This window comes from Bacillus sp. JJ864 (genome assembly GCF_036963045.1).
Lineage (GTDB): Bacteria > Bacillota > Bacilli > Bacillales > Bacillaceae_G > Bacillus_A > Bacillus_A pseudomycoides_C.
This window is the reverse complement of sequence record NZ_JBALLY010000078.1, coordinates 108,065-120,056: the sequence shown is the minus strand read 5'-3', so window position 1 is coordinate 120,056 and position 11,992 is coordinate 108,065. Positions and strand designations below refer to the sequence as shown.

Here is an 11,992-nt window from a genome sequence, read left to right as displayed (position 1 = left end):
TCCATAAGGAGATGAAGTATGAACAGCATATCAAAAGACGAAAGAATTCATTCTATTGATATTATACGAGGGATTGCCATCTTTGGTATTTTCCTTGTAAATTGGCCTATGTTAGCTGGAGTCGACTCTCGAGATTTAACAACCGTTTACGAAGGATTTGATCGGTACATTCGATTATTTTATGATCTGTTTGTCCAAACAAAGTTTTATACAATTTTCTCCTTTTTGTTCGGTCTTGGTTTTTATATTTTTATGAAGCGAGCAGAAGAAAAGACAAATCATCCAAAATTATTATTTATACGGAGACTCCTTATTTTATTCTTATTCGGATTTTCACATTATGTACTACTTTGGGATGGTGACATTTTACATAGTTATGCAATAGCTGGCTTCGTACTACTTTTCTTTTATAAAAGACAACCAAAAACTTTATTAATTTGGGCACTTATTTTATTAAGTATTTGGGAACTTCTTGTGTTGCTTATGAATTTAGCAATTCTGTTCACTCCCCCTGAGACACTTGGCGCTTTTTCTGCTCCTGTCGTTCCCTTGTTAGATTGGAGCTTGCAAGTTCAAGATCGCTTTAGCGTTTTTTACTCAGAAGAAATTAGCGGCTCTCTTATCATGTTACCAGAAACAGTCGGTCTCTTTTTACTCGGTCTATATGCGGGAAAAAAAGAAATGTTTCGCCGCGTAAATGAGATAGATACAAAGCTAAAGAAATGGCAAATCATTACCTTCTTCGCTACTTTGCCAATATGGGGGATTATAATTACCTACTTTAATATGCACGATCTATACGTACCATTTTCAATGATTTCCTTTATTACGTTAAGCGGGAAGACACTATTCATCTTTTATATTTTTACACTTATGCGTCTCTTGCAGCATGCGAAATGGCAAAACATATTCCGCCCTTTCCAATATGTTGGCCGCATGGCATTAACGAACTATATCTCGCAAACGGTCGTCACGTTATTCGTATTTGGACTACTATTTAAAGCAAATATCATATTCCCGTTATGGGGCGGTACACTTTTTTGCATCGGCTTCTATACCATTCAAATCTTTATCAGCCGCTGGTGGCTCTCTCATTATCAATACGGACCGCTTGAATATATTTGGCGTCTTGGTACATACGGAAAAAGCATGCCGATAAAAAAACAAAGCAGTATCTCATCTTGAGATACTGCTTTCTCTTACGCTTCTGAAACCGTACTTTGTATTGAAATCTGCTCTTCTTTTACTTTCATTTGCCTTTGCGGAATCATATTAAACACAATATTTAAAAGCACAGCTGATGCACTTCCTAATACAATTCCGTTATCTGTTAAAATACGAACACTCTCTGGAAGCTGCGAGAATAATGTTGGTACAACGGTTACACCAAGCCCCATTCCAACAGAACACGCAACGATTAATAAGTTCTCTTGTTTCGCAAAGTTAACATGGCTTAACATTTTAATGCCGTATGCCATAACCATTCCAAACATAGCAAGCATCGCACCGCCAAGTACTGGCTTTGGAATAATTGTTGTTACTGCTGCAATCTTTGGAATAAATCCAAGGACAATTAGCATACCGCCGCATGTGTAAATGACAACGCGATTACGCACACCTGTTAGTTGGACAAGACCGACATTTTGTGAATATGTCGTATACGGAAATGCGTTAAAAATACCACCTAACACCATTGCGATCCCTTCTGCGCGGTATCCTTTCGCTAACTCTTTTTCACCAATTTCTTTGTTGCAAATATCAGAAAGTGCAAAATACACACCTGTTGCTTCAACAATTCCTACGCAAGCAACGAGAATCATTGTAATGACCGGCGTTAATTCGAATGTTGGTGTACCGAAGTAAAATGGCTGTACACCATGAAACCAATCTGCTTGTGCTACAGCTTGTAAGCTTACCTTTCCCATTAACGCAGCAATTGCTGTACCAAATAATAAACCTAATAAGATAGAAATAGAGCGAATAAAACCATCAAAAAAACGGTACATAATGATAATAAATAACAATACTCCGAACGCTAATGCTAAATTGGATACACTACCGAAGTCTTTACTTCCTACACCACCAGCCATGTCGTTAATCGCGACTGGAACTAATGTAACTCCAATAACGGTTACAACTGAACCTGTAACAACTGGTGGAAACAGTTTTACAAGCTTTCCAAACACACGAGCAAATAACACAACGAAAAGTCCTGCTGCAATAATCGAGCCGTACACAGCAGATACGCCGTACTGCTTACCAATTGCAATCATTGGTCCAACTGCCGTGAAAGTGCAGCCTAACACAACTGGAAGTCCAATGCCGAAGAAACGATTCGTTAACGCTTGTAAAATCGTCGCAATGCCGCACATTAATAAGTCAATTGATACTAAATACGTAAGCTCATGCTGATTCAATCCAAGTCCGCCGCCAACAATAAGCGGAACGATAATTGCCCCGGCATACATCGCTAACATATGTTGAATACCAAGAGACGCAATTTTAAAAGGATGTTGTTTCATCATTCTACCTCCGCTGCCGCACGTTCCACAAAACGAACTGTCCCGTTATCAAGCGATGCGATTTCCGCAAGCGATTCTACACGAACACCGCTCTCACGTAATTTACTTCCTCCATCTTGGAATGCTTTTTCAATTACAATTCCGATGCCAGCTACCGTTGCTCCAGCTTGCTCTACTAGATTCATTAAACCAAGTGCTGCCTGACCATTTGCTAAAAAGTCATCAATAATAAGAACACGATCGTCTTCATGTATATATTGTTTCGATATAGAGATTTCATTCGTTTCTTGCTTTGTATAGGAATATACTTTTGCAGTATACATATTATCTTGTAATGTTAACGATTTACGCTTTCTTGCAAACACAACCGTTACACCAAATTGCAACGCAGCCATCACAGCTGGAGCAATTCCTGAAGACTCAATCGTCACGATTTTTGTAATCTTTTCGTCTTTAAAACGCTTTGCAAACTCTTTTCCGATTTCTTGCATAAGCACTGGATCAATTTGATGATTTAAAAATGCATCCACTTTTAACACATCATCTGACAATACCTTTCCTTCGCGCATAATTTTCTCTTGTAATAATTTCATAGTTTGTTCCTCCTCTTATGCAAATAAAAAACTCCAAAAGCAGCCTTCACCCAATACAAGTGAGAGACGTGCTTTTGGAGCTTTGCAAAAAAAGAATGCAACTATCGCAATATATTCGTCCTCACTCATAGTCGAAGCATTTACGGTGCCTCGGTAGAAACTTGCAGGCCATATCCCTGCGATTATATGAGTGTTGCTAACTTATTTATTTTATAGAAGGATTATAACGTACTTTTTTTACTTTGAAAAGCATCCTCTTGAAAAAACACGTACAAAAAATCATTTTCCAACCAATTTCGTTCGACTTTTGTAATCCTTTTCATTCCATAATAATCATTTACCCTTTTCGACATATAAGTCGCTGCTGTGCAGAATACAACATGATCGCTACTTGCTTTCTCCTTTTGTTTTAAACCTTGCATGTGGTAGGAAAAAGCCCTGACCGTTTCTATACATGGCCAGATGCTCTCGCCCTCCTAAAAAGAAAGGGGGCTTTTATGTGGATTTTTTAATTTGTATTTCTATAATGTCCTTAATCATATCGCAAATTCAACATTAACTTCACATTTTTTTCACATTTCCTCATTACAAAATCAGTAATAAATCACGATTTATCAACTTTTCATCATAAACATAGTTTTAATTGTATCAATGAACATTTTTCGAAAGCAGCGCTGACGATATGGAAATTGTCGGAATTTTCCGTATCATAAAAATGTAAGATTCACTTTCTCAGGGAGGGCGAAACATGGGCGAACGTAAATTACAACAATCGATGAAGAGAAAACAAAAAGAGAGCTCACTCAAGGGCACATTAATTTTTGTTTTTTTACTTGGCTTCTTTTTAATCTTCACATGGTTTAGTGTATATCAAATTTTTTCAAATCGATTGTAGTGTTACTCAGAAACAAGGGGGAGATGGGATATGCACTTGCATAAGTACGAAAAAATTCGGCTCATTTTTGGTATCAGTTCATTATTTGTATTTTTAGCCGTAATTGGAGTAAGCGCATTTTATATGGGAAACCAGCCGCCTAGTTGCTTAACGACAATCGATCCAGAAAAAGTAAATGCGACTGCTCCCTTTGATCATCCTGGTGTAAAGCAGGTTGGGAAAGATCATTATCAAGTAACAATTGTCTCACAAGCGTTTTCCTTTACACCAAATGTCATTAAAGTGCCAAAAGGGGCCAAAGTTGACTTTGTTGTCGCAACGAAAGATGTAGTACATGGCTTTGAAATCGCGGGAACAAATGTGAATATGATGATTGAGCCCGGCTATGTGAGCACAGCTTCTCAAGTGTTTCACAAAGCTGGTGAGTATTTAATCGTATGTAATGAATATTGTGGAACAGGACATTTTCATTTAACATTAGCTACATCTGTTGTACTAACATTCTTTGGAATCGGATATTGGCTAATCCCTCACTTAACAGGACGTGTGATGACAAAAGAAATGAATCGCCTTGCGATGATTCAAACTTGCGTATGGGCACTTGGAATGTTTTTCATGTCTACTGGAATGCACTTCGCTGGATTATTAGGAGCTCCGCGCCGCTCTTCTTTTTCCACATACGGCAATGCACCACAAGCAGTTGAATGGATACCATATCAAATTGCCCAAGCAGTTGGCGGCACGATTATATTTGTCGGAATTATTTTAGCTATCATTATTTTCCTAGACCTTGCTTTCTTCGCACCAAAAGGCCATACTGAGTTTCCAGTCGCAGAAGTATCTGATGCATCTGATCAACCACCAGTGGTCTTTGAGAACTGGAAACTATGGCTCGGCATTACAGCACTGCTTATTTTATTCGCGTACACGATTCCGTTTATAGATATGATTCAAAATGCCCCGCCTGGTTCGAAAGGCTTTAAATTGTGGTAATGCAGCCAAAAAAAACGAGCTATATTAAATAGCTCGTTTTCTTTTTATAATTCATAAATTTCTTTATACTTCGCCTCTAAATAATCCGCTAAATAGTTCGCATTTAATCCTTCACCCGTTACATCATGTAAAATTTCTAAAGGCTTTTTCGTTTTCCCATATTGGTGAATGTTTTTTGTTAACCATTCACGAATTGGTGTCACGTTTCCTTCCGCTAGTAATGTATCAAAGTTCGGAATCTCTTCTAACATCTTATGTTTAAATTGTGCTGCATACATATAGCCAAGTGCATAAGATGGGAAGTAGCCAAACGATCCATCTGACCAATGCACATCTTGCAGTACACCCTGTGCATCCGTTTCTGGACGTATACCTAAATAACTTTCCATTTTATCATTCCATGCTGCCGGCAAGTCTTTTACTTCTAATGTTCCATCAAATAATTCTTTCTCCAGTTCATAACGAACCATAACATGAAGCGGATATGTAAGTTCATCTGCCTCAATACGTATAAAGGAAGGCTTTGATTCATTAATCGCATCATAGAATTCATTTACAGATACGTTTTCAAATTGTCCATCACTAAATTGTTTCAATACATCATAATTTTTCTTCCAAAATGATTTATTACGTCCAATAAAGTTTTCAAAGAATAGTGATTGTGATTCGTGAATTCCCATTGATGTACCACTGCAAAGCGGTGTACCTTCTAATTCTTCTGAAATATTTTGTTCGTATACAGCATGTCCACATTCATGAATTGTTCCGAAAACTGCCATGCGGAAGTCATTCTCATCATAACGAGTCGTAATGCGAACATCCCCTCTATTTAATGTAATTTCAAAAGGATGTATCGTTTCATCTAGACGACCGGCCTCGAAATTATAATTTAATTGTTTTAGTAACCCTAAAGTGAAATTCTTTTGTTGTTCTTTTGAAAAATGTTCAAATAAAGCATTTGTTTTTAATTCTTTATCGGACTTGGAAATTTCTTTTACAAGCGGAACAATACGCTCACGTAGTTGTCCAAATACGTGATCTAACACTTCTACCGTAATACCTGGCTCATACATATCTAAAAGCGTATTATATTTATAAGTTTCATAACCCCAATATGTAATAAATTTCTTCTTATATTCAACAATTTTTTCTAAGTATGGTCGAAACATTTCAAAATCAGATTTTTCACGAGCTTCTCCCCAAATACTTTCCGATTTTGCTTGTAATTTGACAAACTCTTCATACTCGGCCTGTGGAATTTTTTTATTCCGATCATACTCTTTGCGGCACTCTTCTACAATTTTCTTCGTTGTTTCAGAAATTTTATTATCTGCAATTAGCTGTTCTAATTCTTTTAAATATCTTTCCATCTCACCAGAAGTCGATAATGAAAACACCTCTGATGAAAGCATTCCTATCACTTCCGAACGTTGATCGACACCTTTCTTTGGTGCCCCCGTTCGTAAATCCCAAAATATTAGGCTCAATGCTTCTCCGTAATTTTCTATCTTTTTCACATATGCTAAAAATTCTTTTTCTACTTCATATGTAGCAATCGTCATATTATAAAAACCTCCTTTTTCTACCTCACCCTTATTTCGACATAAACAAATAAATTCCTTTTCTAATAGAAAAAAAGCTTGGCAACCGCCAAGCCTTTTCCGATTAGAAAGAGAAAGATGTCACTCTATAACACTGTAGCTTCTACTGGAAGCACTTGTTTCACAGCTTCTACTACTTTTTCATTTTCATCTTCTGATAGGAATAACGAAATATACCCTTCATCTTCACTCGTACGAATTAATCGACCGATTCCTTGACGAAGACGTAAAATCATATACGGTACATCAACATCCCAGAATGGATCATTTACGTGCTTACGCTTCGCTTCAAATACAGGATCATTTGGAGGGAATGGAAGCGACCAAATAATAACATGAGATAAGGATGAGCCTGGAATATCTAAACCTTCCCATAAATGTACCGCACAAAGCACCGTCTCCTCTTCATTTTGGAAACGCGAAACAAGCTGACTAATTTCTTGGTCTCCTTCATATAAGAACGGAACAGACATTTGCTCTTTATTCACATATTCTTTGAATGCCGCAAGCTCTTGTGTTGTACGGAATAATACAAGCGTGCGTCCATTTGTTTTTTGAATGTTTTCAAGTGTATACTGACATTTTCGTTCCCATTCATTTTCCTTCGTATACGACGGTAAGTACACTTTCATTTGTTCTTCATAATCAAACGGTGAAGCAACTGAGAATGATAAATAATCTTTTATCCCTAAGCTATTTGCAGTAAATGCAAATGAATTGTTTTCTGATAATGTAGCAGATGAGAAGATGTACGGGATTTTTTGAGAGAATACTTTTTCTTGCAACACTTCTTCTACAGCACGAGGCATAATCACAAGAGTAAAGGAACCCTCGTTTTCTTCTCCCCACGTAATTACATTTTTCTCATGCATAAACAAACGTAATGAATGCTCTAATACATCTAAATGCTCATCAACAATATTTAAATCATATGTGTTTACTGTGTACATTTCACTTTCAAAAACTAACGCATCGCCGACTTCAGAGATTTTTGCATATAGACGTTTTGCTTCTTTCGTGACTTTTTCTGTTAATTGAATTTCTAAACGATCAGATCCAGCAATTTCCTTCTTACTTTCTTTGAGCGCCTCAAAAAACTGCTCTGTTTGCCAAATTGTTTCTTCTACTAAATGAGCAAACTCTTCACGAATATCATTTTGCAGTAATCTTGTTAAAAGTTGTTCCATCATTGTTTGTTTTAAACGATACGTAAGTGCTTTTTGCGCTGCATACTCCACGAGATGACCTTCATCAAAGACAACACAGCTACTTTCTGGTAACAATGGCATTTGTCCTTCACGCTTACGTGCTTCATATGTCCAAATATGATCCATATAGAAATCTTGCGAACAAATAATTAAATCTGCTGCTTTACGATAATGTTCACGAGATAATGTTTGTCCGCAGCGATGACGGGACTCACATGTAAAACAATCTTGGAAATAATCCCACGATACTTTAGACCACTCTTCATCATTTAATAACGGAAACTCTTTGCGATCACCGTAATGAGTAAAGTTTTGCATCGTTCCATGATCAAATACGAATTGCGGTAATTCATAATATAAATCTTCAATTACTTCCGGAGCTCGTCCACTCATTACATCTTCAAGTTTACGTAAACATAGATAATTATCCATTGATTTAGCTAGACGCACATCAACTGATAATCCTAATGCTTCTGATAATTTCGCAATGTCGCCTTCTTCTTTTACTAGCTGTTCAATTAATGTTTCGTCTGCACAAGCAATAACAGCTGGCTTTCCTGTATAGCGCGCATAACAAATAGCGTATAGCAGGTATACAATCGTTTTTCCTGTTCCAACACCCGCTTCAGCAAACATTACTTTTTTCTCTTGAAATGCTCGTTCTAATTGAAACGCCATAAAAATTTGCTCATCGCGCTCTTCAAATCCCTTTTCTGGTAAAACGTCGTAAAAAACGTCTCCAATCCATTCATTTAACTTGTCGAAAAAATTATCTTGTTTCCCCACTTCAAATGGCAGCTTTTGCTTCGTAAACATGCTATTCCTCCAACTACTCAATTTCTATATAAAAAGACAGAGCAACTACTCATAAAAAGAGCAGTTGCTGTTTTCTTGTTGTTTGCATAACAATTGAGCGAAAAAAGTTTTCCTGAATGCAGGAAAACTTTTTTACTCTATCAATGATTTTAAATATCGTTTATCAATTAAAGTTTCATGTGATAAAGCCGATAAATACTCTTCACGTGCTCTTGCTAACTCATAATCGGCTACGCCGTGAAGGTTTACTTCTTTTTCTAATTCATCATAAGTTCGATGAATAGCCTTTTGAATAATGGAAAATTGCAAACCATCCATTAGCGCTTCCTCCTTTAGATTATCGCATAATAGCAAGTATATGCGTTCTAAAGAAGTTTTATACTAATCGCGCGGCGGGCGTTTACCGAAATACTGGTAGTAATCAGTGCGAATAAATCCATTAAATAACTTTCGTTTCTTCGATGCATCTTTGCCATACCATTTCTCAAATTCAGGATGGCTTGTTAATATATATAAAGACCAAGTATCTAGCGGACGGAATGCCTGTCCCATTTCCGCATACATTTTTTCAACTAGAGGCTTTTCACTTAAACGTTCTCCGTATGGAGGATTCGTCACAACGTAACCATATTCCTCTTTTGTTGTAAAATCTTTTACTTGCATTTGCTTAAATGTAATAAGATCACCAAATCCTACTTCATCAGCGTTATCCTGAGCAACTTGTACCATACGATGATCAATGTCTGATCCGATAATTTGAAGTGGTTGGTCGTAGTTTGCCAAATCCTCTACTTCTTCACGAGCAATACGCCAGTTTTCTTTACCAACCCAGCCCCATCCATCAGAAGCAAAGTCACGGTTAAAGCCTGGAGCAATATTTTGACCAATTAACGCTGCTTCAAGTGGAATTGTACCAGAACCGCAAAACGGGTCTACAAACGGGCGATCAGCCTTCCAGTTTGTTAACATAATTAACGAAGCCGCCAACGTTTCTTTTAACGGTGCATCCCCTTGTCCAACGCGGTATCCACGCTTATGAAGCCCAACACCACTTGCATCAATTGTCAACGTTGCTACATCTTTTAATAGTGCAATCTCAATACGAAATAGCGGGCCATTTTCTTCAAACCATGTTGTACGTCTATATGTACTTTTCAGCTTTTCCACGACTGCTTTTTTTACGATACTTTGACAGTCCGGCACACTAAACAATGTAGATTTGATTGATTTACCGATAACGGGGAATTCTCCGTTTTCCGGAATATAATCTCCCCAATTTAGTGCCTTTGTTTTTTCAAATAATTCATCAAATGTTGTTGCCTTAAATTCACCAACTTTAATTTTCACACGATCCGCTGTGCGGAGCCATAAATTACTGCGACAAATAGCTTTTTCGTCCGCTTCAAACGTTACTTTCCCATTATCTACCTGGCATTCATAACCGAGATTGCGAACTTCTCTTGCAACAAGTGCTTCAATTCCCATTGCAGCAGTTGCAATTAAAGTAACTTTTCCCATCTTCATTCTCCTCATAATGTATAATCCAGCACTAATCAGCAATACATTCTCCTCTGCTGATCAGTTAAATTCATAACATTTTCATTCAATTTTATTAAGTTTACAAAACTTTCTTTACCATTTTAACTCACATTCCAAAACTTCATACAAATAAAAAGCCCTCCTCTTACGAAGGAGAGCTGAACAAATTCATGATTGGTTCATAACGTTCTGTAAGCCATGTTCTGTACCTTTGTACTGCAAACGGCCCACGCCTCGTACTCCGGTGGCAATCATCTATCTACAGAGCAATTGCATCTGTCCTTTCCCATCGTTCATTTCCTTAGGAAAAGTTCCCCTACCAATATTTGGGTTTCTCGCTCGTGGGGTTTACCTCGTTCCACTCCCATCATTTCTTCCGGGACTTCGTCACTGTGGCACTTTAAAGGTAGTCAAACCATATCCAGATGGACTTAGGTTTTTTCCCTGCCGTTAATCCAGCTTTACGCCAAATTACCCTAGCTTATGACTTCGCTAGGCACGAACACTACGACCATCTCAGGTCGTGCGAGCATGGACTTTCCTCTACAACAAAGCGTTGCAGCGATTACCCAAACGTTATGACATGAATTAGTATAGTTGAAACATAAATATTTTGCAACGTTTTTTATCCGGAAAATACTGCGAACTTATTTATTCTCTTCCATTACTCGTATAATTTACTTCCAAATACAGCTTTCTCCAAATTCGAAAGACGTTTTAAAATGTCTGTATTTGTATTGTTATATACTGGTTGTGGAGTAGAAATTGGAGATGGTGTTGGTTGTACTTGTACACTCAACGCTTTTTGCTTTTGTTCTTCCAATTCTTGTTTTAAACGTGTATTCTGCTGCTTTAATTGCTCAACTTCCTTATGAAATGCCTCATAGTCCTTAATAATTAAGTCTAAAAACTTATCAACTTCTTCTTGTTGATATCCTCGCATTCCCGTTTTAAACTCTTTTTCTAAAATATCTTTTGCTGTTAACTTAATTTTATCAGAAATCATTCATTCCACCTCAAGTCTTTACCAAAACTTTCATTACTTAAATTTTTTCAGAAACAGCTCATTTTGTCAATCATATATCTTTATTCCACTGCTCTTCTTCTATTATATCTTGTAAATCAGAAAAAAGTATGAAATAACATGGATAATTTTGAGTTTCTGCTTTTTTTCTTCCTACTTCCACCATATATTTAGGGCTTCCTGGTTTTTCTTCATCATACATAGCAAGCAGAACATCACTTTTTTCAATTAAAAATTGATTCTTTAAACGGAATTGCTCCGGGCTTTCATATTTTCGCTTTGTTATGCTATCTACATGATCCGCTTGCGAAAGAATGAATTCATAATACTCCCTATTGTTTTCTTTCCAATTTTCTTCCTGTTCTAAAAAGGGGGTAAATACAGCTAACCTTAAGTCTGGATAATCTAATTGTAAATCAAATACTACTTCAGCTGTCCATAGCTCCACTCCTAATTGCCCACTAATAATTACCCATTCTAACCCTTCTTCCAACATAGAAAGTAGTCTTTTGCGCACCACTTTTTTTATGTACTCTACACCAGGATGTTCATTTGAAAAAAGCCCCAGTTCAAATGGTTTATATCCTGTAACAGCTACAACTTTCAATACAAAACGCCTCTTTTCGTCTCAAAAAAAAAGAACTAGCAATTTGCTAGTTCTAGCATAGCACTTACTTTTTAAACATGCCACCTACATTTGGGCCCATGTTAGCTGCTGGTGATATAGCTTGCGGGCTCACATTCGGTCCAAATGGTGATATTTGACCACATGGGGCACATCCGCCGAATCCGCCAACTCCT

11 protein-coding genes, 1 other RNA gene, 1 pseudogene and 1 riboswitch are annotated in these 11,992 nt (G+C 37.2%); of the genes and pseudogenes, 3 read left to right on the top strand and 10 right to left on the bottom strand.

All coding sequences use genetic code 11. The annotated features are described in order from the left end of the window. Positions 1-18: 18 nt before the first annotated feature. The gene (locus V7024_RS13495) at positions 19-1,185 is read left to right on the top strand and encodes a DUF418 domain-containing protein (protein ID WP_335520803.1); all 1,167 of its coding nucleotides are present in this window, start codon (positions 19-21) and stop codon (positions 1,183-1,185) included. A gap of 14 nt (positions 1,186-1,199) precedes the next feature. Here V7024_RS13495 and pbuX read toward each other — a convergent pair whose 3' ends face one another. After that, complete coding sequence (pbuX, locus tag V7024_RS13490; protein WP_335520801.1) at positions 1,200-2,522, bottom strand: xanthine permease PbuX; 1,323 nt, start codon at positions 2,520-2,522, stop codon at positions 1,200-1,202. After that, positions 2,522-3,115, bottom strand: a complete 594-nt coding sequence (locus tag V7024_RS13485) for a xanthine phosphoribosyltransferase (RefSeq protein ID WP_335520799.1) — start codon at positions 3,113-3,115, stop codon at positions 2,522-2,524. The genes pbuX and V7024_RS13485 overlap by 1 nt, the downstream gene beginning before the upstream one ends. 108 nt (positions 3,116-3,223) lie before the next feature. Continuing rightward, a riboswitch (purine riboswitch) is annotated at positions 3,224-3,325 on the bottom strand. Between the two features lie 538 nt (positions 3,326-3,863). Here V7024_RS13485 and V7024_RS13480 point away from each other — a divergent pair. Continuing rightward, complete coding sequence (locus V7024_RS13480; protein ID WP_335520797.1) at positions 3,864-4,010, top strand: cytochrome c oxidase subunit 2A; 147 nt, start codon at positions 3,864-3,866, stop codon at positions 4,008-4,010. Positions 4,011-4,040: 30 nt separating this feature from the next. Then, positions 4,041-5,003: a cbb3-type cytochrome c oxidase subunit I gene (locus V7024_RS13475; protein ID WP_335520795.1), complete on the top strand. Its 963-nt coding sequence runs from the start codon at positions 4,041-4,043 to the stop codon at positions 5,001-5,003. A 44-nt stretch (positions 5,004-5,047) separates the two neighbouring features. Here the strand turns inward: V7024_RS13475 and V7024_RS13470 are convergent, their stop codons facing one another. The 8 genes and pseudogenes from V7024_RS13470 to V7024_RS13435 form a co-directional block, all read right to left on the bottom strand. Further along, positions 5,048-6,565, bottom strand: a complete 1,518-nt coding sequence (locus V7024_RS13470; RefSeq protein WP_335520794.1) for a carboxypeptidase M32 — start codon at positions 6,563-6,565, stop codon at positions 5,048-5,050. A 125-nt stretch (positions 6,566-6,690) separates the two neighbouring features. Beyond that, positions 6,691-8,628 (bottom strand): ATP-dependent DNA helicase, encoded by a 1,938-nt coding sequence (locus V7024_RS13465; protein WP_335520792.1) that lies wholly within the window; start codon positions 8,626-8,628, stop codon positions 6,691-6,693. Positions 8,629-8,760: 132 nt separating this feature from the next. Further along, positions 8,761-8,946, bottom strand: a complete 186-nt coding sequence (locus V7024_RS13460) for a DUF3921 family protein (RefSeq protein ID WP_098915244.1) — start codon at positions 8,944-8,946, stop codon at positions 8,761-8,763. A gap of 63 nt (positions 8,947-9,009) precedes the next feature. Further along, positions 9,010-10,146 carry a THUMP domain-containing class I SAM-dependent RNA methyltransferase gene (locus tag V7024_RS13455; protein WP_335520789.1) on the bottom strand — a complete coding sequence of 379 codons (1,137 nt, stop codon included), beginning with the start codon at positions 10,144-10,146 and terminating at the stop codon, positions 9,010-9,012. 208 nt (positions 10,147-10,354) lie between these two features. After that, an RNA gene (gene rnpB, locus V7024_RS13450) (RNase P RNA component class B) lies at positions 10,355-10,744 on the bottom strand. Positions 10,745-10,831: 87 nt separating this feature from the next. Next, positions 10,832-11,173, bottom strand: a complete 342-nt coding sequence (gene gpsB / locus V7024_RS13445; RefSeq protein WP_335520787.1) for a cell division regulator GpsB — start codon at positions 11,171-11,173, stop codon at positions 10,832-10,834. A gap of 70 nt (positions 11,174-11,243) precedes the next feature. Then, entirely contained in the window at positions 11,244-11,798 is a 555-nt protein-coding gene (locus tag V7024_RS13440; protein ID WP_335520786.1) for a DUF1273 domain-containing protein, read from the bottom strand. 64 nt (positions 11,799-11,862) lie between these two features. Continuing rightward, positions 11,863-11,992: pseudogene (locus V7024_RS13435) on the bottom strand (spore coat protein); the annotation flags it as partial.